This is a genomic window from Candidatus Pantoea formicae (assembly GCF_011752625.1).
Taxonomy (GTDB): Bacteria; Pseudomonadota; Gammaproteobacteria; order Enterobacterales; family Enterobacteriaceae; genus Pantoea; species Pantoea formicae.
On the sequence record NZ_VWXD01000011.1, the window covers coordinates 74,248 to 101,245 of the forward strand.

Consider the following 26,998-nt stretch of genomic DNA (forward strand, 5'->3'; position numbering starts at 1 on the left):
GGAGCGGCAAGATGGCAAAGATTGGCATTTTTACAGGTACGGTTTACGGCAATGCGCTGTTGGTGGCTGAAGAGGCACAGCCGGTACTGGAAGAGCAGGGCCACGAGGTCAAAGTTTTTGAGGATGCGTCACTGGCGGATTGGCAAGCTTATAGCCAAGAGGTCATTCTGATTGTCACCTCTACCACTGGCCAGGGCGACTTCCCGGACAATATTGCGCGTTTGTATGTGCAGGTGCGTGATGAAGTGGGTTATCAGCCAGAGCTCCGCTACGGCGTGATTGCGCTGGGTGACAGCAGCTATGACAACTTCTGCGGCGCGGGTAAAACCTTTGATGCCACCTTGCAGGAGCAGAGCGCCAAACGCATCGGTGATGTGCTATTAGTGGATGCCACGGAAGATCCAGAGCCTGAGTCTGTCACCACGCCGTGGGTTGAGAGCTGGGGTAAGCTGTTGTAATTCTGTCTTTGCTTCGTCTTTGGCAGGCGGCCGTCTGAACGCTCTGAAAAATAAGGTGATAATTTTTTAAAGCGCCAGATTGCCACCCTCTCCCGTGTTGGGAGAGGGTTGGATAGCTATCAGGTCACCGGTGCCGGGTTAAACACCGCCAACTGATTGCGAATGCCCCAGCGATCGGACCAGGTTTGTTTTCGACCACTGGCGATATCCAGAATCAATTCAAACAACCGCCAGCCCACCTGCTCGATACTCTCTTCGCCCGTGGCAATGGTGCCCGCGTTAATATCCATCAAATCGTGCCAGCGTTCTGCCAAGGCATTGCGCGTTGCCATTTTAATCACCGGAATCGCCGCCAGGCCATAGGGTGTGCCGCGCCCCGTGGTGAAGACCTGCAAGGTAATACCGGACGCCATCTGCTGTGTACCACAAACAAAATCACTGGCGGGGGTTGCCGCATAAATCAGCCCCCGCTTCGTCGGGCGCTGGCCGGGTGACAACACTTCCACAATCGGGCTGCGGCCTGATTTGGCAATCGATCCCAGCGCTTTCTCCACCACATTTGCCAGGCCCCCTTTTTTATTGCCGGGTGAGGGATTAGCGCTACGGTCAGTCTGGCCCTGGCTGAGGTAATCATCATACCAGGCCATCTCTTCCAGCAGGCGTTGACCGACGTTTTCATCGACCACGCGCGGCGTCAGCAGATGTATTGCATCGCGCACTTCGGTGACCTCAGAGAACATCACGGTGGCACCACAGCGTACCAGCAAATCAGAAGCAAAGCCGACAGCCGGATTGGCCGTCACGCCGGAAAACGCATCGCTGCCGCCGCATTGCGTGCCAATCACCAGTTCTGATGCTGGGCAAGTCTCGCGTTGGCGCAGATTCAGTTTTTTCAGATGGCGCTCAGCCACCTGAAGAATTTCATCCACCATCGCGCCGAAGCCGACGTGACGCTCATCCTGCAAACGCACAATATCGTTGTCATCCAGCGAAATGGCCTGCACATCCGGCGTGCCGGTCAACAGACGCTCCGGCTGTAATTTCTCGCAGCCGAGGCTAACAATCATCACTTCGCCACCAAAGTTGGGGTTGAGGGCGAGGTTGTGGATAGTGCGAATCGGCACCACCGCAGCCGGCGCGTTGATCGCCACACCACAGCCATAAAGATGATTGAGTGCCACAACGCCATCGACGTTAGGATAGCGTGGCAGCAGATCGCGTTCGATCATCTGCACCACATAATCCACCACACCGGCAACACAGTGCACGCTGGTGGTGATACCGAGCAGGTTGCGAGTCCCGACACTGCCATCGGCATTGCGATAGCCTTCAAAGGTATAACCCTCAAGCGGCGGCAGTGTAGGCGGGACATTGTTTGCCAATGGCAAGCTGTTGAGCGGGGGCGCTTCGGGCAGTGCCACCAAAGATTCTTCAATCCAGCTACCTTGCGCTATAGGGCGCAACGCGGTGCCAATCACCTCACCATAGCGCAGGATTGCGCCATGCTCAGGAATATCGACTAAGGCCACTTTATGCCCTTGCGGCACATGTTCAGTCAGCTGCAAGCCGTCATCAAAGCGCGTGCCTGCCGGTAAGCCCTGGTTGTTAACCACGATCGCCACATTATCGGCGTCGTGCACTTTTATATAGAGCGGTTTCTCAGTTAGCGGTCGGTTCATTGCTCACCTTCCAGTTCGTCGCGCGGTACATGGCAGCGCGTTGTAAATGCTTCCGTCACGTCATCATTTTTTGCCAGCCTCAGTATATGCAGGGGTATTGGCCAACGCATTGTGCAACTGACTGGCTTTGCGCCGTTTTATTGCCTGAGTTTGGTTCGTTTCACCAAATACAAGTGAAGAGACTCACAAAGTGTGTGCCATCAGGCTGTTTATTCATCAATTTAGTCGTGAAAGATGCCGTTCCGTGAGCCACGCCGCAGCGTTATGTGCATTTGCCATAAAATGGGCGCTAATCTCTCTTCATTGTCGTGCTTCCTTCCAATGTCTCGCCTGCTGGCTGTTCCTATACTGATTCTCGTTCTTCAACGTTTGGTTATTCGTCACGACGCATCATCGTTTGCCATAACAACAATCGCCGTGTTTAACCCGACATCATTCTGATACCCAACGCGATGTGTATGCAGTCAGAGTGAATGTAGCGTTCGCTATATTTCAGGAGTGCATCATGAATAGTTTCAGCCAGACAGCGGAAGCCGTGCAGAAACGCACCAATGCCCGTTACTGGATTGTGGTGATGTTATTTATCGTCACGTCGTTCAACTACGGTGACCGTGCAACCATTTCAATTGCCGGTTCCGCCATGTCTAAAGATATCGGCCTCGATTCGGTCGGTCTCGGCTATATCTTCTCGGCCTTCTCATGGGCGTATGTGATTGGACAGATTCCCGGCGGCTGGCTGCTCGACCGCTTTGGATCTAAACGCGTTTACTTTTGGAGTATTTTCCTCTGGTCGCTGTTTACCCTGCTGCAAGGGTTCGTAGACCTGTTCAGTGGTTTCGGCATCGTGATCTCACTGTTCCTGCTGCGCTTTCTGGTCGGTCTGGCGGAGGCACCTTCCTTCCCGGGTAACAGCCGCATTGTGGCAGCTTGGTTCCCGGCACAAGAGCGCGGTACCGCCGTCGCCATTTTCAACTCGGCGCAGTATTTCGCCACGGTGATCTTCGCCCCGATCATGGGCTGGCTGGTGGCCGAAGTGGGCTGGGCGCATGTGTTCTGGTTTATGGGCGGACTGGGCATCATCCTCAGCTTCGTCTGGCTGAAGTTCATGCACGATCCGAACAACCATCCGGGTGTGAACAAGGCTGAGTTGGAGTACATGGAGCAGGGCGGCGCGCTGATCAATATGGATGCCAAAAAGTCTGAACGCAAAGTGAGCTGGGATGATAAGTGGTATCAAATCAAACAGCTGCTTTCGACTCGCATGATGTGGGGTATCTACCTCGGACAATATTGCGTTAACGCACTGACCTACTTCTTTATCACCTGGTTCCCAGTGTATCTGGTGCAGGCACGCGGCATGTCGATTCTGAAAGCGGGCATGATCGCCTCTATCCCCGCCATCTGTGGCTTCCTGGGCGGCGTGTTGGGTGGCGTGATTTCAGATTACCTGATGCGCAAAACCGGTTCACTGAACATTGCACGTAAGACGCCGATTGTGGTCGGCATGCTGCTCTCCATCAGCATGGTGATGTGTAACTACACCGAAACCGAGTGGGTTGTGGTGCTGTTTATGGCACTGGCGTTCTTCGGCAAGGGCATTGGTGCGCTGGGCTGGGCAGTGATGGCGGATACCGCACCGAAAGAGATCAGCGGTTTGAGCGGCGGCTTGTTCAACATGTTCGGCAACTTCTCCGGCATCGTCACGCCGATTGCTATCGGCTACATCATCGCCGCTTCCGGTTCTTTCGAAGGTGCGCTGATTTATGTCGGGATCCACGCCTTTGTCGCAGCATTTAGCTTCCTGTTCATTACGGGTGATATCAAACGTATTGAACTGAAACATCGGGCATAAGGACTGAGTATGAATACGCAAAGTACCCCGGTAATTACCGATATGCAGGTGATTCCAGTTGCCGGTTACGACAGCATGCTATTGAACATTGGTGGTGCACACAGCGCCTGCTTCACCCGCAACATTGTGGTGTTGACCGACAGCGATGGTCACACCGGCGTAGGTGAAGCACCGGGTGGCGAAACCATTTACCAAACGCTGGTAGAGGCGATTCCCCAAGTCAAAGGCCAACAGGTGGCGCGCATGAACCGCCTGGTGCAGCAGGTGCATAAGGGCAATCAGTCGGCGGATTTCGATACCTTCGGCAAAGGGGCCTGGACCTTTGAACTGCGCGTCAACGCAGTGGCGGCGCTGGAAGCCGCACTGCTGGATTTGCTGGGTCAATGTCTGGGCGTACCGGTAGCCGAGTTGCTCGGTCCGGGCCAGCAGCGCGATGAAGTCACGGTGCTGGGCTATCTGTTTTACCTCGGCGATCGCCGCAAAACCGATCTGCCTTATTTGACTGGCGAAGGAGCCAGCCATGACTGGTATCACCTGCGCCATCAGGAAGCGCTGACGCCAGAGTCGGTGGTGCGTCTGGCGGAAGCCGCACAGGACAAATACGGTTTCAAAGATTTCAAACTGAAGGGCGGCGTATTGCCGGGCGAGCAGGAGATGGAATCCGCGGCCGCCCTGAAAAAACGTTTCCCGGAGGCGCGCATCACCGTCGATCCCAATGGAGCCTGGACGCTCGATGAAGCCATTCGTCTGTGCAAAGGCATGGGCGATGTGCTGACCTACGCTGAAGATCCGTGCGGTGCCGAGCAGGGCTATTCTGGCCGCGAAGTGATGGCGGAGTTCCGCCGGGCCACCGGATTACCCGTCGCCACCAATATGATTGCCACCAACTGGCGCGAGATGAATCACGCGGTGATGCTCAACTCAGTCGATATCCCGCTGGCCGATCCGCACTTCTGGACGCTGAGCGGTGCGGTGCGCGTGGCGCAACTGTGCGACGACTGGGGCTTAACCTGGGGTTGCCACTCTAACAACCACTTCGATATTTCACTGGCAATGTTCACCCACGTTGGCGCAGCGGCACCGGGCAAACCCACCGCTATCGATACCCACTGGATCTGGCAAGAGGGCGATCAGCGCTTGACCAAAGAGCCGCTGCAAATCCGCAACGGCAAGATCGCGGTGCCGGATAAGCCGGGCCTCGGCGTCGAGCTGGATTGGGACCGCCTGCATCAGGCCAATGCCCTCTATAAATCACTGCCAGCGGGCGCACGTAATGATGCCACCGCGATGCAGTATCTGGTTCCCGGTTGGTCATTCGACCGCAAGCGTCCAGCTTTTGGACGCCGTCATGCTTAAGGAGCAGGAAATGAGTCAGACACCGAAAATCACATCGTTGCAGGTCATTCCGGTGGCCGGTCACGATAGCATGTTGCTCAATCTGAGCGGCGCACACTCGCCGTTCTTTACCCGCAACATCGTCATCATCAAAGATAACTCAGGCCATACCGGCGTCGGGGAGATTCCGGGCGGCGAAAAGATTCGTCAGACGCTGGAAGATGCGGCGGCGCTGGTGGTGCAAAAATCCGTGGGTGAGTACAAAAACATCCTCAATCTGGTTCGCAGCACCTTTGCGGATCGCGATTCGGGCGGCCGTGGTAACCAGACGTTTGACCTGCGTACCACCATCCACGTGGTGACCGGCATTGAAGCGGCGTTACTGGACCTGCTGGGCCAACATCTCGGCGTTAACGTCGCGTCACTGCTGGGAGATGGGCAGCAACGCGATCGCGTGGAGATGCTGGGTTATCTGTTCTACGTTGGCGATCGTAAGAAAACCTCACTGCCGTATCAGAGCCAGGAAGATGAGAAATGTGACTGGTATCGCCTGCGTCATGAAGAGGCGCTGACGCCGGATACGGTGCTGCGTCTGGCCGAAGCCGCCTATGAAAAATATGGCTTCAACGATTTCAAACTGAAAGGCGGCGTGCTGCGCGGTGGTGAAGAGGCCGAAGCCGTCACTGCACTGGCAAAACGCTTCCCGCAGGCACGCGTGACGCTCGATCCTAACGGTGCCTGGTCGCTGAATGAAGCGATTCTGCTCGGTAAACAACTCAAAGGCGTGCTGGCTTATGCGGAAGATCCGTGTGGCGCTGAGCAGGGCTACTCAGGCCGCGAAGTGATGGCGGAATTCCGCCGCGCCACCGGCTTGCCGACGGCCACCAACATGATTGCCACCGACTGGCGCCAAATGGGCCACACGCTGTCGCTGCAATCGGTGGATATCCCGCTGGCGGATCCACATTTCTGGACCATGCAAGGTTCAGTGCGCGTGGCGCAGATGTGTCATGACTTCGGCCTGACCTGGGGTTCGCACTCCAATAACCACTTTGATATTTCGCTGGCGATGTTCACCCACGTAGCCGCTGCTGCGCCGGGCGCAATTACCGCCATCGATACCCACTGGATTTGGCAGGAGGGCAACCAGCGCCTGACCAAAGAGCCGTTCCAGATTAAAGGCGGCATGGTACAGGTGCCGCAAAAACCGGGTCTCGGCGTCGAGCTGGATATGGATCAGGTGATGCAGGCCAACGCGCTGTATCAGAAACACGGTTTGGGCGCGCGCGATGATGCGCAAGCCATGCAATTCCTTGTACCGAACTGGACCTTTGACAACAAGCGTCCGTGCCTGGTGCGCTAACGTTTCCGGCGCTCCGCGCGGGCGCCAGCTGTAACCGACAGGAGTAATCACAATGAGCAATGCCTGGCCGAACACTTTTCGTCGCCGTTTACTGGCAGGGGAAACCCTGATTGGTAGCTGGTGCGCGCTTGCTAGCCCCATTTCTACTGAAGTGCTGGGCCTGGCGGGTTTTGACTGGCTGGTGCTGGATGGGGAACATGCGCCGAACGACATCACCACTTTTATCCCACAGTTGATGGCGCTGAAAGGCAGCCACAGTGCGCCGGTGGTGCGCCCGCCGTGCAATGAGCCGATCATCATCAAGCGCTTACTGGATATCGGTTTCTACAACTTCCTGGTGCCATTTGTCGAAACCGAGGAAGAGGCGATTCGCGCCGTGGCGTCCACGCGCTATCCGCCAACGGGCATTCGCGGCGTGTCAGTTTCGCATCGCAGCAACATGTACGGCACGCTGCCGGAGTACAACGCTACCATCAATGACAACATCACGGTGCTGGTGCAGATCGAAACGCAGCAGGCCGTGGATAACATCGATGCGATCGCTGCCGTTGACGGCGTGGATGGCATTTTTGTCGGGCCGGGTGATTTGTCAGCCGCGCTTGGCTATCTCGGTCAGCCTGCACATCCTGAAGTGCTGAAAGTGATCAAGCACATCTTTGAGCGTGCCAAAGCGGCAGGCAAGCCAAGCGGCATTCTGGCGCCGGTCGAAGCCGACGCGCGTCGTTATCTTGAGTGGGGTGCCACCTTTGTGGCAGTGGGCAGCGATTTAGGTGTTTTCCGCAACGCCACGCAGGCGCTGTGCGACAAATTTAAGAAATAACTGACGAAGAGGAAAGGCAATGAAAATTGGATTTATCGGCCTCGGTATTATGGGCAAACCGATGAGTAAAAACCTGGTGAAAGCCGGTTATTCACTGGTGGTACGTGACCACAACGTCAGCAATGAAGCCGAGCTGGTGGAGTTGGGCGCCACCGTGGCGAAAACGCCAAAAGAGGTGGCCGAGCAGGTAGACGTGGTGATCACCATGGTGCCGAACTCACCACAGGTCAAAGAAGTGTGCCTCGGCGCCAACGGGATCATCGAAGGGGCTAAACCGGGCCTGATCGTGATCGATATGAGCTCCATCGCGCCATTGGCTAGCCGTGAAGTACACGATGCGCTGGCAGAAAAAGGCATCAAGATGTTGGATGCGCCGGTCAGTGGCGGCGAACCGAAAGCGATTGAAGGCACCCTGTCAGTGATGGTGGGTGGCGATAAAGCGGTGTTCGATCAGTGCTACGACATCATGAAAGCGATGGCGGGATCGGTGGTGCATACCGGTGATATCGGTGCAGGTAACGTCACCAAGCTGGCGAATCAGGTGATTGTGGCGCTGAATATCGCGGCGATGTCAGAAGCACTGTCACTGGCAACCAAAGCAGGCGTGAACCCTGAACTGGTCTATCAGGCGATTCGTGGTGGGCTGGCAGGCAGTACCGTACTCGATGCCAAAGCGCCAATGGTGCTGGATCGTAACTTTAAGCCGGGCTTCCGCATCGACCTGCATATTAAAGATTTGGCTAATGCGCTGGATACCTCGCACGGTATTGGCGCGCATCTGCCGCTGACTGCTGCGGTGATGGAAATGATGCAAGCGCTGAAGGTGGACGGTAAGGGGACTTCCGACCATAGCGCGCTGGCTTGCTATTATGAAAAATTAGCTCAGGTAGAGATCACCCGGTAGTTCGCCTGTCCGGTGTCCTTGGATGCCGGACCGCTTACTGCCTTTGCCGGACGGAAAATCGTCACTCACCGCGCTCGGATTGCCTATGAAAATTGTCATCGCACCGGATTCATATAAAGAGAGTTTGTCTGCCCTGGAAGTGGCCTCGGCAATTGAAGCGGGATTCAGTGAAATCTTCCCCGCAGCCGAATACGTGAAAATACCGCTTGCCGACGGTGGCGAAGGCACGGTAGAAGCCATGGTAGCGGCCACACAAGGAAGTATTGTCAGATTGTCGGTGACAGGACCGCTTGGTGACCCCGTCGACGCTTTTTATGGGCTATCCGGAGATGCGCGCACGGCCTTTATCGAAATGGCCGCCGCCAGCGGGCTGGAGTTAGTGCCCGTCGCACGGCGTGATCCCCTGATTACCAACTCTTTCGGTACCGGTGAGTTGATAAAAAACGCGCTCGATCGCGGTGTTGACCATATCATCATCGGCATCGGCGGCAGTGCCACCAACGATGGTGGCTCCGGCATGATGCAGGCGCTCGGCGCACGTTTGCTGGATAAACAGGGCAATGAGATTGCGTTCGGCGGCGGCGCGTTGCCGCAGTTGGCGCGCATTGAAATCGACCAACTGGACGCACGGCTTCAGCAGTGCCGCATAGAAGTGGCTTGCGATGTGACGAACCCATTGACCGGCGAAGAGGGCGCTTCGGCCATTTTTGGCCCACAAAAGGGCGCGACGCCGGAACTGGTTCGCCAGTTGGATCAGGCTTTGGAACACTACGCGGGCATCATTCACCGCGATTTGGATATTGATGTGCTGCACATCGCGGGTGGGGGTGCAGCGGGGGGCATGGGCGCGGCGCTGCACGCATTTTGCCATGCCGAATTGCGCCGAGGCATTGAGATTGTCACGGAAGCCCTGGGTCTTGCCGAACAGGTGAAAGATGCAGACCTGGTGATTACCGGGGAAGGGCGTATTGATAGCCAAACCATCAATGGTAAAGTGCCAATCGGTGTGGCCAAGGTCGCAAAGCAGTTCAACAAACCTGTGGTGGGTATTGCCGGTAGCTTAACCTCGGATGTGGGAATTGTGCATCAACACGGACTGGATGCGGTGTTTAGTGTGCTGTTCAGTATTGGCACGCTCGAGGACGCGCTCAAGAATGCGGCGCAGAATGTGCGGCTGACGGCGCGGAATGTCGCGGCGACCATTAAGGTAGGACAGGGGTTGTAACCCCCTGTGCTAAGCGTAGCGGCGCGATTTATCGCCCGTGTTGACCCGATGTGGCACAGTGCCGCTTCAGGCAAGGCGAGGTACTTTCGCCGCTACCATTCTGTTTACGAAATCATATGACGCCCAGCACCTTGCGCGCCTCTCTGGCGACATTCGCCATCTCGTCGCTCATCTCCAGCAGTTCGGGTTCCAGCGCCTCAATATCGCTTTCCTGATGCAAACTCTTCTCTAACTGCAGGCACAGCTGTTTAAGCCTTGGTACGCCGCTGTAGCTTGCACTGCCGTGCAGCTTGTGGATGATTTCGCGCAGCCCGGCCACATCATTGCTGGCGATGCATTTCTCCACGCGATCTTCCACTTCGGGCAGAAAATCCAGCAGCATTTGCAGCAAATCTCGCGCCAGATCGGGTTTATTTGCCGCCTGGCGCAGAGCCAGCGTCCAGTCGAGAGACGGCGCAACGTCTGGCTGTAACACCGGCGCTGTTGCCCTTTTCGGCGCGTAGCGTTGCAGCAATTGACTGAGCTTGCCCTCATCAATCGGCTTGGCAAGATAGTCGTTCATGCCTGCACCTATTAGTTGTTCACGCTCACCATCCAGTGCATGAGCAGTGACAGCCACAATCGGCGTGTTGGCATGTAGCGGCAGGTTGCGGATGATTTCACTGGCGCGGATGCCATCAATATCCGGCATTTGAATGTCCATCAGTATCACGTCCAGCTTGTGCAGCCTCGCCTGGCGAATCGCCTGTTCAGCGTTGTCGCACAAGATGATGTGCTGCACCTCTTCTTCCAGCAACGCGCCAATCAACTTCAGGTTGGCAGGGTTGTCATCTACGGCCATGACCGTTAAGGGTTGACGGGCACTGCGGGGCCGCGCATCGCTTTGCCGACTGTGCAAATCCAACAGCATCGGCAGCAACCGCGTTAAGGAGACCGGTTTCGCAATGCAGCCCGCAATGCCACGTGCACGCAGATCGTCTGCAAACAGCATCATTTCGCTCGGTAAGGCTAACAGTACGGAGTCCGCATGAGATCGCAGGCGCGTAATCAGCGCATCGGAGAGCGTGGTAGGGTGCGGATCGCTGACGGGCAACCCCATCAAAAGCAGTGGGAAATACGTATCCGGCATCTCCTCCAGCGTCGCATAGTGCTGGACCTGCAATGGCGTAATGCTCAACATCTCTTTTACCGCCTTTGCAACGGCAGCATGCGGCTCGATATAGGCAAGCGGGATGGCGCGTAAATCCTCCAGCATGCGTGGGATGGGAGGAGCATTCGGATTGAGATCCAGATGAATGTGGACCCAGAAGGTTGAACCCTGATTCTGACGGCTGTGGAAGGCTATCTCACCGCCCATTTCACTGACCAGCTTCTGGGTAATGACCAAGCCCAAGCCGGTGCCGCCGTGGCGACGAGAAATGCTGGCATCCGCTTGGCGGAATGCCTGGAACAACTGCGACTGCTGCTGTTCTGAAATACCGATGCCGGTATCATGCACCTGGATTTCCAGTTCAGCGCGGGTGGTGCTGAGATTACGCAACTCCACACGCAAATCGATGTGACCGCGCTCGGTGAATTTAATGGCGTTGCCAATCAGGTTAATCAGGATCTGCTGCAGACGCAGCGGGTCACCAATCACATTGTCCGGCACCTGTTTTTCCAGGCAGACGGTGATCTCCAGACCTTTGTCATGCGCGGACGGTGCCAGTAGGACGAGGGTTTCATCCAGCGTGGCGCGCAGCGGGAAGGGGATCGACTCCAGCACCAGTTTGCCTGCTTCCAGCTTCGAGAAGTCGAGAACATCGTTGATGATACTCAACAAATTATTGGCGGAACGCTCAATGGTGCTCATGTAATCGCGCTGGTTGGTGCTGAGTCCGGTTTTTAGCATCTGACGGGTAAAGCCAATCACGCCATTCAGCGGTGTGCGCAACTCATGTGACATATTGGCAAGGAATTCAGATTTGATACGCGCCGCCTCTTGGGCACGCTTCTTCGCCAGATCCAACTCGACGTTTTGAATCTCTAGCTGTTCCAGCGTTTCACGCAGATCGTAAGTAGCCTGATCGATATTCTGCTGCATCTCTTCGTGATAGGCGGTGAGTGACATCGCCATGGCATTGATGCCGTTTTTCAGAATACTCAGTTCGCCCAGCATGTAGCCATCGACGCGGCTGTCGAGTTGGCCGCGACGAATTCGGTCCACGGTGGAAACCATGTTACGAATCGGCCCAGTGACGTCGCGCATCAGGCGATAGGCAAACAGCATGGCGATGCACAAACAGAACAGTAACAGCAAAGTGGCGACAAACACCTCTTTGTACTGCTCCAGCCGCACCGATTGCAGATCGAGTTCAATCGCCACATAACCCAACGGATTTCCCGCGGGTTTGGCATCTTCACCGGGCAGTTCATCCACGGAATAGCGTTCTGAGATAATCGGGGTGCGCAGCACCATCAAATTGCCGTGGCGCTCAACCGATACGCCATCTTCAAGGGTCGAGATGTCTTCTTTTTGCAACAACGCGAGGTTTTGGTTGTTGTTTGAGGTGACGTAGATGTGATTGTTGTTGTCGAAAATGGTAATGGCACGGACAATATCGGAATGACGACGATGTAGTAGACTGACCAGCTCGCGAATTGCATCGCGGTTGTGCCAGGTCATGCCATATTCGCTCGAGACTGCCAGCGGTTCAATGATGTTAGAACCCGCGTCGCGCACCTGATGCTGTAACTCGTTATAGCGGTGAACCACGAAGAAGGTACTGAGCAGCAGGCCAATCATCAGCGTTGGCGCCAGTATCAAAATCATCATTCGTGCCCGCAGGCTATATTTGGTCATAATTGTGGCCTGGCGACTCCTGGCATTTTATCCCTGTGCACAAACCGATAGCGGCGGCACACCCAATTAATATAGAGAATTCACAACACTATGGCGCAATTTTACTCCGCAAAACAGCGTGTGACGACCAAGCTTCGTATTACCGTCACCATTGAAGACCTTGATCCCTTTGGGCAAGGTGTTGCGCGCCATAAAGGAAAGGCGATGTTTGTGAGTGGTGCGCTGCCGGGTGAACAGGCAGAGGTCACGGTCATTGAGGATAAACGTCAATATGCGCGCGCTAAAGCCACGAAGATAATCAACCCGAGCGCGCAGCGTGAGAAACCGCGCTGCGTGCACTTCGGAGTCTGTGGTGGCTGTCAGCAGCAGCATGCGGCCATAGCGTTGCAGGAAGCCAGTAAAGCGCGCGCGCTCAGTCGCCTGCTTAGTCAGGATGCCCCCTTGCCCGTGCATGTCGATGAGATTATCAGTGGTCAGAGTTGGGGCTATCGCCGTCGTGCGCGTTTGGGGTTGCAGTGGCAGCCTAAGCAGCAGCGCTTACAGATGGGGTTTCGTCAGGCGGCCAGTAACGATTTGGTTGAATTGAAGCAGTGCACTATTTTGGCGCCCCAGCTTGAGGCGCTAATCCAGCCGTTGCACCAGTGCCTCAGTTCGCTCCAGGCCGTCAGGCGTTTGGGACATCTGGAATTGGTTCTGGCTGACAATGGCCCCCTGATGGTACTGCGTCATCTTGATGCATTGTCCGCTGCCGATCGCGTAAAACTGGAACGTTTTTCGCATGATCATCAGCTGATGTGCTATCTGGCAGACGGCAGTGACAACTTGCAGCCGTTGGGTGACTACGCACCCTTTTACCAATCCTTTGATTTAAGACTCACTTTTAGTCCACAAGATTTTATTCAGGTTAACGATGGCGTGAATCAGCAGATGGTGGCAAAGGCCATTGAGTGGCTGGATTTGCAACCTGAGGATCGCGTACTGGATCTGTTTTGCGGCATGGGCAACTTTACTTTGCCAATAGGAAAGTTTGTACAAAATGCCGTGGGTGTGGAGGGTGTTGCAGCATTAGTCCAGCAGGCAGCGTATAATGCTGAGCTGAATAATCTTAAAAATGTCCGCTTTTTCCAGCACAACCTGGAGGAAGACGTTGCCCGCCAGCCGTGGGCAGCACAGGGATTTAACAAGGTGTTACTGGATCCAGCGCGTGCTGGGGCAGCAGGTGTGATGTCGCACATCGTTAAACTTGCGCCGCAACGTGTGGTCTATGTTTCCTGTAACCCAACAACACTTGCGCGCGACAGTCAGGCATTACTGTCGGCGGGCTACCATTTGGAAAGGGTCGCGATGCTGGATATGTTCCCACATACCAGTCATCTCGAATCCATGGTGCTGTTCAGCAAAACATAAGCGACGACTTCGTCGTTATGGCAGGAGAGGATATGGTTGCGGTTAGAAGTGCGCATTTAAATACGGCAGGGGAGTTCGCCCTGGACCAGTGGATCGCCAGTTTGAGTATTCATAATCCGCAATCTTGCCAGCGACTGGCGGATGCGTGGCGCTACTGTGAAGCCGAAACGCACGACCATCCAGATCAGGCTCTGCTGCTGTGGCGCGGTATTGAAATGGTGGAAATCCTCACCATGCTTAGTATGGACATCGACAGCTTACGTGCCGCCTTGTTGTTCCCGCTGGCGAATGCCGATGTGGTGAGCGAAGAGGACCTGGAACAGGCCTTCGGTAAAGGCATTGTGTCGCTGGTACACGGCGTACGCGATATGGACGCCATTCGCCAACTTAAAGCGATCCATAACGACTCCATGGCCTCTGAACAGGTGGATAACGTGCGCCGCATGTTATTGGCCATGGTGGAAGATTTTCGCTGTGTGGTCATCAAGTTGGCGGAGCGTATCGCTCACCTGCGTGAGATGAAGGACGCGCCAGAAGATGAGCGCGTACTGGCAGCGAAAGAGAGCACCAACATCTATGCGCCGCTGGCTAACCGCCTCGGTATCGGCCAGCTCAAATGGGAGCTGGAAGATTACTGCTTCCGTTATCTGCATCCTGATGAATATAAGCGCATCGCGAAACTGCTGCATGAGCGCCGTATCGATCGTGAAAGCTATATCGATGACTTCGTACAGAACCTGCGTACTGAGATGCAGAAAGAAGGCGTACGTGCTGAAGTGTATGGCCGCCCGAAACACATCTACAGTATCTGGCGCAAGATGCAGAAGAAGTCGCTGGCGTTCGACGAGCTGTTCGATGTGCGTGCGGTGCGCATCGTCGCGGAGCGTTTGCAGGATTGCTACGGTGCGCTGGGTACGGTGCACACGCTGTATCGCCACTTGCCAAGTGAATTTGATGATTATGTCGCCAACCCGAAACCGAACGGCTATCAATCGATTCATACCGTGGTGCTGGGTCCACAAGGCAAAACGGTAGAAATCCAGATCCGTACCCGCCAGATGCATGAAGATGCGGAATTGGGTGTGGCGGCGCATTGGAAATACAAAGAAGGCCCAACGTCCAGCAACGCGCGTGGAGCGGCGGGCCATGAAGAGCGCATTGCATGGCTGCGTAAGCTGATCACCTGGCAGGAAGAGATGTCCGACTCTGGCGAGATGCTGGAAGAGGTGCGCAGCCAGGTGTTTGATGACCGCGTATATGTCTTTACCCCGAAAGGTGACGTCGTCGATTTACCTTCGGGTTCGACGCCGCTCGACTTCGCGTATCACATTCACAGTGATATTGGGCATCGCTGCATTGGTGCCAAAATCAGCGGCCGCATTGTGCCCTTTACCTATCAGTTGCAGATGGGCGATCAGATTGAAGTGATCACCCAGAAGCAGCCGAATCCGAGCCGCGACTGGCTGAACCCGAACCTTGGCTATATCACCACTAGCCGTGGCCGTTCAAAAATTCACGCCTGGTTCCGCAAACAGGATCGCGACAAGAACATTCTGGCTGGCCGCCAGATTCTTGAAAGTGAGTTGAGCCAGCTGGATATCAGTTTCCGCGATGCAGAAAAAATTCTGCTGCCGCGTTACAACGTCAGCTCACAGGATGAACTGTTAGCCATGATTGGCGGCGGCGATATTCGCCTCAATCAGATGGTCAACTTCCTGCAGGCCAAGCTCAATAAGCCCAGCGCCGAAGAGGAAGATCGCGAAGCGCTGCGTCAACTGACGCAAAAAGCTTACACGCCATCGCCGCGTAAAGAGAGCGGACGCGTGGTGGTGGAAGGGGTGGGCAATTTGCTGCACCACATTGCACGCTGCTGCCAGCCGATTCCGGGCGACGATATCGTCGGCTTTATCACCCAAGGCCGGGGCATTTCAATCCATCGCGCTGATTGCGACCAGTTGAGTGAACTGATCTCTCATGCGCCAGAACGTATTGTTGATGCCGTATGGGGCGAAGATTATTCCAGCGGTTATTCGCTGGTGGTGCGCGTGACCGCCAACGATCGCAGCGGTTTACTGCGTGACATCACCACTATTCTGGCGAATGAGAAGGTGAATGTGTTGGGCGTATCCAGCCGCAGCGACACCAAAAAGCAGCTGGCAACCATAGATATGGATATCGAAATCTACAACCAGCAGGTGCTAGGCCGCGTGCTGGCACGCCTGAATCAGGTGCCGGATATTATCGACGCGCGTCGATTGAACTGATTATTCCAGGTCGCCATAAATGGCGCCCTTAGAGGGTGTCGGTGCGCCACAGGGTCGCCATTTATGGCGACCTTTTCCATTTTAATCCATAAGGATTCCTCATGACTGCCCTAAACCGTCTGCTCACCATCATGCAAACCCTGCGCGACCCCGAGCGCGGTTGCCCGTGGGATCGGCAGCAGACCTTCGCATCTATCGCCCCCTATACGCTGGAAGAGACTTACGAAGTGATTGATGCCATCCAGCGTGAAGACTTTGACGATCTGCGCGGAGAACTCGGTGATCTGCTATTCCAGGTGGTGTTCTATGCGCAAATGGCCGATGAGCAGCAGCGTTTCAATTTCGATGACATCTGCAACGCCATCAGTGACAAACTGGAGCGCCGCCATCCCCATATTTTCGGTGATGTCACGGCTGAGACCACGCAGGAAGTGCTGATGAACTGGGAGGCGATCAAACACAGCGAGCGTGCCGAGAAGTCACAACACTCGGTGCTGGATGACATTCCTAAAGCGTTACCTGCACTGATGCGCGCCTATAAAATTCAGAAGCGCTGTAACACCGTAGGCTTTGACTGGAATAGCCTTGGCCCGGTGCTGGATAAAGTGCATGAAGAGATCGATGAAGTGATGCACGAAGCGCAGCAGGCAGTGATCGACAGCGACAAGCTGGAAGAGGAAATTGGCGATTTACTGTTCGCTACGGTCAATCTTTCCCGCCATTTGGGCAGCAAAGCGGAAGTGGCGCTGCAGAAAGCCAACGATAAATTTGAGCGCCGCTTCCGCCAGGTTGAAACGATTATCAGCGAGCAGGGGATGGCGATGAACGATGCGACGTTGGAACAAATGGAAGCGGCCTGGCAACAGGTGAAAGTGAGTGAGAACAAAGACTAAGCGATTATTCCTTAAATTGGCGATTATTCCTGCGTAGTGCATATTTTAGCCGTTTAAGCTTACTCGATTCAGCTTTGCGGCAACTTTGTGACGCACGTCAACATTTCCCCCCGGCCTATCCGCTATGTTACTGGCTACAATGCGTGGGGGGTGATGTGATTCATCAATTGTGGCTTAGGACGACTTCGGGTATACTATTTTCCCGTCTTGGTTATTCCACCGTCTTTAAACCTAAACTCTCAGGTTCAGCATGACAACGAATTATATTTTTGTGACCGGCGGGGTCGTATCCTCTCTGGGCAAAGGCATTGCCGCAGCCTCCCTCGCAGCCATCCTTGAAGCACGTGGTCTGAATGTGACCATCATGAAACTCGATCCGTACATCAACGTCGATCCGGGTACCATGAGCCCAACGCAGCACGGTGAAGTGTTTGTTACCGATGATGGGGCCGAAACCGATCTGGACTTGGGTCACTACGAGCGCTTCATCCGTACCAAAATGTCGCGCCGCAACAACTTTACGACCGGTCGTATCTACTCAGAAGTGCTGCGCAAAGAGCGTCGCGGTGACTATCTGGGCGCCACGATTCAGGTCATCCCACACATCACCAACGCCATCAAAGAACGCATTATCGAAGGCGGCGAAGGTCATGATGTCGTGCTGGTGGAAATCGGCGGTACTGTGGGTGATATCGAATCCCTGCCGTTCCTCGAAGCGATCCGCCAGATGGCGGTTGATGTGGGCCGCGAACATACCATGTACATGCACCTGACGCTGGTGCCGTATATGGCGGCTGCAGGCGAAGTGAAAACCAAGCCAACCCAGCATTCAGTGAAAGAGCTGCTGTCAATCGGTATCCAGCCTGATGTGCTGATCTGCCGTTCTGACCGTGCTGTGCCGGCCAACGAACGTGCGAAGATCGCCCTGTTCTGTAACGTGCCAGAGAAAGCGGTTATTTCCCTGAAAGATGTGGATTCCATCTACAAGATTCCTGGCCTGTTGAAATCACAGGGTCTGGATGACTATATCTGCAAGCGTTTCAATCTGAGCGCACCGGAAGCGAACCTGGCCGAATGGGAACAGGTTATCTATGAAGAAGCCAATCCGGGCGGCGAAGTGACCATTGGTATGGTCGGCAAATATGTCGAACTGCCAGATGCGTACAAATCGGTGATTGAAGCGCTGAAGCACGGTGGCCTGAAAAATCGTGTAACCGTGAACATCAAGCTGATTGATTCGCAGGATGTGGAATCTCGCGGTGTCGAAATTCTGAAAGATCTGGATGCTATCCTGATCCCGGGCGGCTTCGGCTACCGTGGTGTGGAAGGCAAAATGCTGACGGCGCAATACGCTCGTGAGAACAACATCCCTTACCTCGGTATCTGCCTGGGTATGCAGGTTGCGCTGATGGAATTCGCACGCAACGTGGCAGGGATGGCAGACGCCAACTCAACGGAATTTGTGCCAGACTGTAAGTACCCAGTGGTCGCGCTGATCACTGAATGGCGTGATGAAGAAGGCAACGTTGAGCAACGTAGTGAGCAGAGCGATCTGGGCGGCACCATGCGTCTGGGTAGCCAGCAGTGCCAGTTGACGCCAGAAAGCAAAGTGCGCCAGCTGTATGGTTCTGACGTGATTACCGAACGTCACCGCCATCGTTATGAAGTCAACAATCTGCTGTTGAAGCCGATTGAAGCGGCGGGTCTGCATATTGCGGGCCGTTCCGGTGACGACCAGCTGGTGGAGATCATCGAACTCCCGAACCATCCGTGGTTTGTAGCTTGTCAGTTCCACCCGGAATTCACGTCGACCCCGCGTGATGGTCATCCGCTGTTCGCTGGCTTTGTTAAAGCCGCGCAGGAGCACCAGAAGCGGTTAGCGAAGTAAAAGTTTAACGAACAGCGCGCGAACTCTTCGCGCGTTGTTTGTCTTAGGATTGACTAACTTGTACTGAGGAAAATCGAATGTCCAAAATCGTAAAAGTCATCGGTCGCGAAATCATCGACTCCCGTGGCAACCCGACTGTAGAAGCAGAAGTGCATCTGGAAGGCGGTTTCGTTGGTCTGGCTGCTGCGCCATCAGGTGCTTCAACCGGTTCTCGCGAAGCACTGGAGCTGCGTGACGGTGACAAATCTCGTTTCCTGGGCAAAGGCGTGACCAAAGCGGTTGCCGCTGTTAACGGTCCTATCGCTGCTGCGGTAACCGGTAAAGATGCCAAAGACCAGGCGAACATCGATAAGATCATGATCGAGCTGGACGGTACTGAGAACAAATCCAACTTCGGCGCTAACGCCATTCTGGCGGTTTCGCTGGCTGCGGCTAAAGCGGCTGCGGCCTCTAAAGGTCTGCCACTGTATGCGCACATCGCAGAACTGAACGGCACCCCAGGCAAATTCTCTATGCCACTGCCTATGATGAACATCATCAACGGTGGTGAGCACGCGGATAACAACGTTGATATCCAGGAATTCATGATTCAGCCTGTTGGCGCGAAAAACGTGAAAGAAGCCATCCGTATGGGTTCTGAAGTTTTCCACAACCTGGCAAAAGTTCTGAAAGCCAAAGGCATGAGCACTGCGGTCGGTGACGAAGGTGGCTACGCGCCTAACCTGGGTTCTAACGCCGAAGCACTGGCTGTTATCGCTGAAGCGGTAAAAGCAGCAGGCTACGAGCTGGGCAAAGACATCACCCTGGCGATGGACTGTGCAGCGTCTGAATTCTACAAAGACGGCAAATATGTGCTGGCTGGCGAAGGCAACAAAGCCTTCACCTCTGAAGAGTTCACGCACTTCCTGGAAGACCTGACCAAACAGTACCCAATCGTGTCTATCGAAGACGGTTTGGACGAGTCTGACTGGGCGGGCTTCGCTTACCAGACCAAAGTACTGGGCGACAAAATTCAGCTGGTAGGTGACGACCTGTTCGTGACCAACACCAAGATCCTGAAAGAAGGCATTGATAAAGGCATCGCTAACTCCATCCTGATCAAATTCAACCAGATCGGTTCTCTGACCGAAACTCTGGCTGCAATCAAGATGGCAAAAGATGCAGGTTACACCGCGGTGATTTCACACCGTTCAGGTGAAACTGAAGATGCGACCATCGCAGACCTGGCGGTCGGCACTGCAGCAGGCCAGATCAAAACCGGTTCTATGAGCCGTTCTGACCGTGTTGCTAAGTACAACCAACTGATTCGTATCGAAGAAGCGCTGGGCGACAAAGCCCCGTTCAACGGTCTGAAAGAAGTTAAAGGCCAGTAAGGGTCTGTTGATGTGGCCTGATTGGCCGCATCATCGCTGATAAAGCTCCGCCTTGTGCGGGGCTTTTGCTTTTTTGGCACGAAGCAGCTGTGAACCGGCGGTGAAAATCTGCCATAATCTGCGCCTCGAATTTTAGACGTGAGTAAAAAATGTTCTACCCGATTAACGAAATGTTCCAGACCCTACAGGGCGAAGGATTTTACACCGGTGTTCCGGCGCTGTTCATCCGCTTACAGGGATGTCCAGTGGGCTGTAGCTGGTGTGATACCAAGCATACGTGGGAAAAACTGGCCAATCGGGAGACCTCGCTGGGCGACATTCTGGTGAAAACCGTGGAGAGTGATGCCTGGGGCAGCGCCGATGCGGCGATGCTGATCGAGACCATTCAACGTCAGGGCTGGACTGCACGCCATGTGGTGATCACCGGTGGCGAACCGGCTATTTTTGATTTGCGTCCGTTAACCGAAGCATTAGAAGCCGCCGGCTTTGAGTGTCAGATTGAGACCAGCGGTACGCATGAAGTGCACTGTTCGGACGCCACCTGGGTGACGGTTTCACCGAAGGTGAATATGCGTGGCGGTTACGATGTGCTGCCGCAAGCGTTGCAGCGTGCCGATGAGATTAAACATCCGGTGGCGCGTGAGCGTGATGTGGAAGCCTTGGATGGGCTGCTGGCAGGCTTGCACGATGACAAGAAGCGCATCGTGGCATTGCAACCGATCAGCCGTGGTGATGCGGCCACCAAACTGTGTATTGAGACCTGTATTGCGCGCAACTGGCGTCTTTCGATGCAGACGCATAAGTATTTGAATATCGCTTGATGAATTCGGTGCGCATCAATGCGCACCCTACGAAAACCGCACCGAATACTGTAGGGTCGCCATTTATGGCGACCCTGTTCGAGACCGCACCGTAGCAGACGCCATTTATGGCGACCGTGTTCTAGACCGCACCGTAGCAGACGCCATTTATGGCGACCCTGTTCAAAACCGCACCGGTGCAGCCTGGCGTATTAATGCTTCGCTTTATACGCGTCGAAAGCCTGCTTGATTTCAGCCTTGGCTTTTGCCGCATCTTCAAAACCATTCAGCTCAACTTTCTTACGGCCATCTGGCAACTGCTTGTACACGCGGAAGAAGGCTTCCAGACGCTCTTGCTCCATCTTCGGCAAATCTTTCATCTCTTTGATGTCATCATAGGTTGGGTCGATTTTGCTGGTCGGAACCGCAACAATCTTGTCGTCCACTTCGCCGCCATCAATCATCTTCAGCACGCCAATCGGACGTAGTTTGATCAGCGTGCCCGGTTGCAGTGGCGCGCGAGTGTAGAAGATCACATCCAATGGATCGCCATCACCACCCAGTGACTGGGTCAGTGAGCCGTAGTTTGCTGGGTAGGCAACCGGCATCGACTGGAAACGATCAGCAACGATGAAACCGGTTTTCGCATCGGTTTCATATTTGATCATCCCGCCTGCCGGAATCTCAGTCACGGCATAGAACTCATCCGGGACTTTATCCGGCTGCGGAAAATCCAGTACGTTTTGCGCCTGAACGGCAGCAGAGGCTGAAACAAGTAAAGCAATGACAGAAAGGCGTTTAACGAAGTTCATTGTTGATTCTCTTGATCTTTAATGAAGGAGACAACAACGTAGTGGGGGCAGATGACAGCGAGATGAAGTGAACGTAAAGAAGCGTATAGCAGGAAAGTCAGGCTGCACAGCGGCAGCCCGTGAACAGTGATTAACCTTTATAAGTACACCCAGCGGTACAGGTTTCTTTGATCATCACTGCACTCAGTTCCGGCAGGATCGGCTTCATCTGATCCCAAATCCATTTCGCCAGCACTTCGCTGGTCGGATTTTCCAGGCCCGGAATATCATTCAAATAGTGATGATCGAGGCGATCATAAATCGGCATAAATGCCGCCTTCAGTTCAGCAAAATCCATGACCCAACCGGTATGCGCATCCACTTCACCGGTGATTTCCAATCGTACCAGGAAAGAATGGCCATGCAAGCGACCGCATTTATGGCCTTCAGGCACATGCGGTAAGCGGTGGGCAGATTCGAACTGGAACTCTTTAAACAGCGTGGTAGACATAATAGCTCTCAGACTTAAAAACCGCCGAATTCTACCTGAATCGCAGATTTTTCGCACCCGCTTACGATGAAAAGGGCATTTTGCGCACTGTTGTAGCGAATAAGCATTTATAACTCGTTGAATAATTGAGTTTTTGTTTACCACTTTTGCCGATTAACATTACCCGAAAAACCACTTAGTCATTTTGGTTATTTATTATGTCGAAGGCGTATTTAATCGTTAATATACGGCCCGGTAACCTACCCACTCTTCCGCCACATATTGGTCCGGACTTCATACACTGGAATTTTTAACGCGATGACGACTCAGGCACCAGGTTCACTGCTCCCGCTCAATCCGGAGCAACTCGCGCGCTTACAGGCGGCGACCACGGATTTCAACACCACTCAGATGGCCTGGCTCTCCGGCTACTTCTGGGGCATGGTCAATCAGACACCGGGTGCCGTTGCTGCACCTGCGCCGGTTCAGGCCGAGGTGCCGACCATTACGCTGATCTCCGCATCGCAGACCGGTAACGCACGTCGCCTGGCTGAACAGCTGCGTGACGACCTGCTGGCCGCCAAGTTGAGTGTTAATCTGGTCAATGCTGGCGACTATAAATTTAAACAAATCGGCCAGGAAAAACTGCTGGTGGTGGTCACGTCCACGCAGGGTGAGGGTGAGCCACCGGAAGAAGCGGTCGCACTACACAAATTCCTGCTGTCGAAAAAAGCGCCGAAATTTGCTGCTGGCTCCGCGTTTGCGGTATTTGGCCTCGGCGATACCTCTTACGAATTCTTCAGCAAAGCCGGTAAAGATTTTGATGAGCGCCTGGCGGAACTGGGTGCGGAACGTCTGCTCGATCGCGTTGATGCGGATGTGGAATACAAAGAGCAAGCCGTGGCTTGGCGCCAACAGCTGACAGAGATTCTGAAAGCGCGCGTGCCGAGTGAGCCTTCTGCCGTTGCGGCAGTGACGGCGGCTGGCGTGGTGAACGAAATCCACAGCAGCCCTTACACCAAAGAAGCCCCATTGACGGCGAGCTTTGCGGTGAACCAGAAAATTACTGGCCGCGATTCTGATAAAGACGTGCGTCACATCGAAATCGATTTGGGTGATTCAGGTCTGCGTTACCAGCCGGGCGATGCGCTGGGCGTGTGGTTTGAGAATGACGCCGAACTGGTGCAGGAACTGCTGCAACTGGTGTGGCTGAAAGGCGACGAGCCGGTTGATGTTAACGGTGAAAACCTGCCGCTCGCAGAAGCCTTGCAAAAGCATTATGAGTTGACGGTGAACACGCCGCAGATCGTAGAGCAGTATGCTGCGCTTTCACGTAATGATGCACTACTGGCGCTGTCGGGGGATAAGCCGAAGTTGCAGAGCTATGCGCAGAGCTTCCCGATTGTTGATATGGTGCGTCAGGCACCCACTGAACTTAACGCGGAGCAGCTTACTGGCCTGTTGCGTCCTTTAACACCTCGTCTCTATTCGATTGCATCATCACAAGCGGAAACCGACACTGAAGTGCATATCACCGTTGGCGCGGTACGTTACGAGATTGACGGTCGCCAGCGCGGCGGCGGTGCGTCAACCTGGCTGGCGGATCGCATCGAAGAAGACGGCGAGATCCGCGTGTTCATCGAACACAACGACAACTTCCGCTTGCCGGCTAACCCGGAAACTCCGGTGATCATGGTCGGCCCAGGCACCGGTATCGCGCCGTTCCGCTCCTTTATGCAGCAGCGTGATAATGATGGCGCAGGCGGCAAAAACTGGCTGTTCTTTGGTAACCCGCACTTCACCGATGATTTCCTCTATCAGGTGGAATGGCAGAAATACGTCAAAGACGGCTTGCTGACCAACATTGATTTAGCGTGGTCACGTGACCAGGCTGAGAAAATATACGTACAAGATAAAATCCGCGCCAAAGGGGCGGAAGTGTGGCGCTGGATTGAAGAAGGCGCACACCTTTACGTCTGCGGCGACGCTAATCGCATGGCGAAAGACGTTGAGCAGGCATTACTGGATGTGGTGGTCGAACACGGCGGCATGGATCGTGAAACGGCTGACGAATTTTTAAGTGAGCTGCGCATTGAGCGCCGTTATCAGCGAGACGTTTACTAATGAGCGAAAAACATCCTGGACCGCTGGTCGTTGAAGGCAAGCTGGTCGACGCTGAGCGTCTGAAAAAACAGAGTAACTACCTGCGCGGCACCATCCTTGAAGATCTCGATGATGGCCTGACCGGCGGCTTCAGCGGCGATAACTTCCTGCTGATCCGTTTCCACGGTATGTACCAGCAGGACGACCGCGATATTCGTGCGGAGCGTGCGGCGCAGAAACTGGAACCGCGCCACGCAATGATGCTGCGTTGCCGCTTGCCGGGCGGCATCATCACGCCAACCCAGTGGCTGGCGATTGATAAGTTTGCGACCGACAAAACCATTTATGGCAGCATCCGTCTGACCAACCGTCAGACCTTCCAGTTTCACGGCATTCTGAAAAAGAACGTGAAGCCAACGCACCAGATGCTGCATGAAGTGGGCCTCGATGCATTAGCAACGGCGAATGACGTAAACCGTAACGTGCTGTGTACCTCGAACCCAGTCGAGTCGGAACTGCACCAGGAAGCCTACGAGTGGGCGAAAAAGCTTTCTGAGCACCTGCTGCCGCAAACCCGCGCTTACGCTGAAATCTGGTGGGATAAAGAGAAGGTTGCTACCACGGATAAAGAGCCGATCCTCGGTGAAACCTATCTGCCGCGTAAATTCAAAACCACCGTGGTGGTGCCGCCGCATAACGATGTCGATCTGCACGCCAACGATCTGAACTTCATCGCCATTGCGGAGAACGGCAAGCTGATTGGCTTTAACCTGTTGGTTGGCGGTGGGTTGTCGATCGACCACGGCAATAAAGCGACTTATGCGCGTACTGCGAGTGAGTTTGGCTTCCTGCCGGTAGAGAAGATCCTTGATGTGGCGGCTGCGGTAGTGACCACCCAGCGCGACTGGGGTAACCGTACCGATCGTAAAAACGCCAAAACCAAATACACGCTGGAGCGTGTTGGCGTCGAAACCTTTAAAGCGGAAGTGGAAAAGCGTGCTGGCCTGACGTTTGAACCGATTCGGCCTTATGCGTTCACGACCCGTGGCGATCGCGTGGGTTGGGTGAAAGGTATCGATAAAAAATGGCACCTGACGCTGTTTATCGAAAATGGTCGTCTGCTGGATTATCCGGGACGTCCGTTGAAGCGCGGCATCGCCGAAATCGCGAAAATCCATCAGGGTGATTTCCGTTTAACCGCCAACCAGAACCTGATCGTAGCCGGTGTGCCAGAGAAGCAAAAAGCGCAGATCGAAGCCATCGCCCGTGAACACGGTTTGATGGAAGCGGTGACGCCACAGCGTGAAAACTCGATGGCCTGCGTGGCCTTCCCAACCTGCCCATTAGCGATGGCCGAAGCCGAACGCTTCCTGCCTTCGTTTGTGACCAAGGTTGAAGAGATCATGCATAAGCACGGCGTCGGTGAAGAGCACATAGTGTTACGCGTTACCGGTTGCCCGAACGGCTGTGGCCGTGCTTTGCTGGCGGAGTTAGGTCTGGTGGGTAAAGCACCTGGCCGCTACAACTTACACATTGGCGGCAATCGCATGGGTACACGCATTCCACGCATGTACCGCGAAAACATCAACGAAGGCGAAATTCTGGCCAGCATCGATGAGCTGGTGGCGCGCTGGGCAACCGAGCGTCAGGCCGATGAAGGCTTCGGTGACTTCGTGATTCGCGCGGGCATCATCAAAGCCGTGGTGGATCCCGCCCGTGATTTTTGGGACTCGGAGGCAGTATGACGGTACTTGATCTCGCAGCACTGAATAGTGGCAGCAAAGTCGATCGCATCATGGCATTGGCCGAAAGCAACGTGCAGCTGGAGAAACTCTCCGCTGAGCAACGCGTGAGCTGGGCGCTGGAGAATATGCCGGGCGCGTTTGTGCTGTCCTCCAGCTTTGGTATTCAGGCGGCGGTTCTGCTGCATATGGTGACGCAGCAGAAACCGGATACGCCGGTGATCCTGACCGATACCGGCTATCTGTTCCCGGAAACTTACCGCTTTATTGATGAGTTGACTGAGAAGCTCAATCTTAATCTGCAAATCTTCCGTGCTGAGACTTCTCCAGCATGGCAGGAAGCGCGCTACGGCAAACTGTGGGAGCAGGGCGTCGAGGGGATTGAGCAGTACAACCAGATCAACAAGGTCGAACCCATGAACCGTGCGCTCGAAACCTTGGGGGCGCAGACATGGTTTGCCGGACTGCGCCGTGACCAGTCAGGCAGTCGTGCCAGTTTGCCTGTGCTGGCGGTACAGCGCGGCGTGTTCAAGATTCTACCGATTATTGACTGGGACAACCGTCAGGTGCATCAGTATCTGAAGCAACATGGCCTCAAGTATCATCCTCTGTGGGACGAAGGTTATCTGTCGGTTGGCGATACGCACACCACTAAGAAGTGGGAACCGGGCATGGCAGAAGAAGAAACTCGCTTCTTTGGCCTGAAGCGTGAGTGTGGATTGCACGAAGGTTGATTGACCGGGTCGGCATCAATGCCGACCTTTCAGAC

At 54.7% G+C, this 26,998-nt stretch carries 20 protein-coding genes; 16 read left to right on the forward strand and 4 right to left on the reverse strand.

Translation table 11 applies throughout. The features are described from left to right. Positions 1-11: 11 nt before the first annotated feature. Positions 12-458 carry a flavodoxin gene (locus F3J38_RS22840; protein ID WP_167142451.1) on the forward strand — a complete coding sequence of 149 codons (447 nt, stop codon included), beginning with the start codon at positions 12-14 and terminating at the stop codon, positions 456-458. Between the two features lie 119 nt (positions 459-577). Here F3J38_RS22840 and garD read toward each other — a convergent pair whose 3' ends face one another. Further along, entirely contained in the window at positions 578-2,137 is a 1,560-nt protein-coding gene (gene garD / locus F3J38_RS22845; RefSeq protein ID WP_167142454.1) for a galactarate dehydratase, read from the reverse strand. Between the two features lie 505 nt (positions 2,138-2,642). Here garD and F3J38_RS22850 point away from each other — a divergent pair. From F3J38_RS22850 to F3J38_RS22875, 6 genes are all read left to right on the forward strand, one after another. Beyond that, entirely contained in the window at positions 2,643-3,989 is a 1,347-nt protein-coding gene (locus F3J38_RS22850) for an MFS transporter (RefSeq protein ID WP_167142457.1), read from the forward strand. Between the two features lie 9 nt (positions 3,990-3,998). Next, the gene (locus tag F3J38_RS22855) at positions 3,999-5,345 is read left to right on the forward strand and encodes an enolase C-terminal domain-like protein (RefSeq protein WP_167142460.1); all 1,347 of its coding nucleotides are present in this window, start codon (positions 3,999-4,001) and stop codon (positions 5,343-5,345) included. 10 nt (positions 5,346-5,355) lie between these two features. Continuing rightward, entirely contained in the window at positions 5,356-6,687 is a 1,332-nt protein-coding gene (gene gudD / locus F3J38_RS22860) for a glucarate dehydratase (protein ID WP_167142463.1), read from the forward strand. Between the two features lie 52 nt (positions 6,688-6,739). Next, the gene (garL, locus tag F3J38_RS22865) at positions 6,740-7,507 is read left to right on the forward strand and encodes a 2-dehydro-3-deoxyglucarate aldolase (protein ID WP_167142466.1); all 768 of its coding nucleotides are present in this window, start codon (positions 6,740-6,742) and stop codon (positions 7,505-7,507) included. Positions 7,508-7,526: 19 nt separating this feature from the next. Beyond that, complete coding sequence (gene garR, locus F3J38_RS22870; RefSeq protein ID WP_034823058.1) at positions 7,527-8,411, forward strand: 2-hydroxy-3-oxopropionate reductase; 885 nt, start codon at positions 7,527-7,529, stop codon at positions 8,409-8,411. An 85-nt stretch (positions 8,412-8,496) separates the two neighbouring features. Then, positions 8,497-9,636: a glycerate kinase gene (locus F3J38_RS22875; protein WP_167142470.1), complete on the forward strand. Its 1,140-nt coding sequence runs from the start codon at positions 8,497-8,499 to the stop codon at positions 9,634-9,636. Between the two features lie 112 nt (positions 9,637-9,748). Here the strand turns inward: F3J38_RS22875 and barA are convergent, their stop codons facing one another. After that, positions 9,749-12,478 carry a two-component sensor histidine kinase BarA gene (barA, locus tag F3J38_RS22880; protein WP_167142473.1) on the reverse strand — a complete coding sequence of 910 codons (2,730 nt, stop codon included), beginning with the start codon at positions 12,476-12,478 and terminating at the stop codon, positions 9,749-9,751. Positions 12,479-12,568: 90 nt separating this feature from the next. On the opposite strand from barA, the gene rlmD reads away from it, so the two are divergent. The 6 genes from rlmD to queE all read left to right on the forward strand — a co-directional run bounded on the left by rlmD (position 12,569) and on the right by queE (position 21,124). Then, positions 12,569-13,885, forward strand: coding sequence for a 23S rRNA (uracil(1939)-C(5))-methyltransferase RlmD (gene rlmD, locus F3J38_RS22885; RefSeq protein WP_167142476.1), 1,317 nt, complete (start codon positions 12,569-12,571; stop codon positions 13,883-13,885). Positions 13,886-13,917: 32 nt separating this feature from the next. Next, positions 13,918-16,149: a GTP diphosphokinase gene (gene relA, locus F3J38_RS22890; protein ID WP_167142480.1), complete on the forward strand. Its 2,232-nt coding sequence runs from the start codon at positions 13,918-13,920 to the stop codon at positions 16,147-16,149. Between the two features lie 101 nt (positions 16,150-16,250). Further along, the gene (gene mazG / locus F3J38_RS22895) at positions 16,251-17,042 is read left to right on the forward strand and encodes a nucleoside triphosphate pyrophosphohydrolase (protein WP_167142483.1); all 792 of its coding nucleotides are present in this window, start codon (positions 16,251-16,253) and stop codon (positions 17,040-17,042) included. 250 nt (positions 17,043-17,292) lie between these two features. Further along, entirely contained in the window at positions 17,293-18,930 is a 1,638-nt protein-coding gene (pyrG, locus tag F3J38_RS22900; protein WP_167142486.1) for a glutamine hydrolyzing CTP synthase, read from the forward strand. A gap of 77 nt (positions 18,931-19,007) precedes the next feature. After that, positions 19,008-20,303 (forward strand): phosphopyruvate hydratase, encoded by a 1,296-nt coding sequence (eno, locus tag F3J38_RS22905; protein WP_034823037.1) that lies wholly within the window; start codon positions 19,008-19,010, stop codon positions 20,301-20,303. A 149-nt stretch (positions 20,304-20,452) separates the two neighbouring features. After that, positions 20,453-21,124, forward strand: coding sequence for a 7-carboxy-7-deazaguanine synthase QueE (queE, locus tag F3J38_RS22910; RefSeq protein ID WP_167142489.1), 672 nt, complete (start codon positions 20,453-20,455; stop codon positions 21,122-21,124). 191 nt (positions 21,125-21,315) lie between these two features. Here queE and F3J38_RS22915 read toward each other — a convergent pair whose 3' ends face one another. Then, positions 21,316-21,915, reverse strand: a complete 600-nt coding sequence (locus F3J38_RS22915) for an inorganic diphosphatase (RefSeq protein WP_167142492.1) — start codon at positions 21,913-21,915, stop codon at positions 21,316-21,318. A 130-nt stretch (positions 21,916-22,045) separates the two neighbouring features. Continuing rightward, positions 22,046-22,408 (reverse strand): 6-carboxytetrahydropterin synthase QueD, encoded by a 363-nt coding sequence (gene queD / locus F3J38_RS22920; RefSeq protein ID WP_176505758.1) that lies wholly within the window; start codon positions 22,406-22,408, stop codon positions 22,046-22,048. A gap of 294 nt (positions 22,409-22,702) precedes the next feature. On the opposite strand from queD, the gene cysJ reads away from it, so the two are divergent. From cysJ to F3J38_RS22935, 3 genes are read left to right on the forward strand one after another with little or no spacing between them, the layout of a single operon-like run. Beyond that, positions 22,703-24,508, forward strand: coding sequence for an NADPH-dependent assimilatory sulfite reductase flavoprotein subunit (gene cysJ / locus F3J38_RS22925; protein ID WP_167142493.1), 1,806 nt, complete (start codon positions 22,703-22,705; stop codon positions 24,506-24,508). Further along, the gene (gene cysI / locus F3J38_RS22930) at positions 24,508-26,232 is read left to right on the forward strand and encodes an assimilatory sulfite reductase (NADPH) hemoprotein subunit (protein WP_167142497.1); all 1,725 of its coding nucleotides are present in this window, start codon (positions 24,508-24,510) and stop codon (positions 26,230-26,232) included. The genes cysJ and cysI overlap by 1 nt, the downstream gene beginning before the upstream one ends. Further along, on the forward strand, positions 26,229-26,963 hold the full coding sequence (locus F3J38_RS22935; RefSeq protein ID WP_038645152.1) for a phosphoadenylyl-sulfate reductase: 735 nt from the start codon (positions 26,229-26,231) through the stop codon (positions 26,961-26,963). Before cysI ends, F3J38_RS22935 begins: the two co-directional genes overlap by 4 nt. The last annotated feature ends 35 nt before the right edge of the window (positions 26,964-26,998 follow it).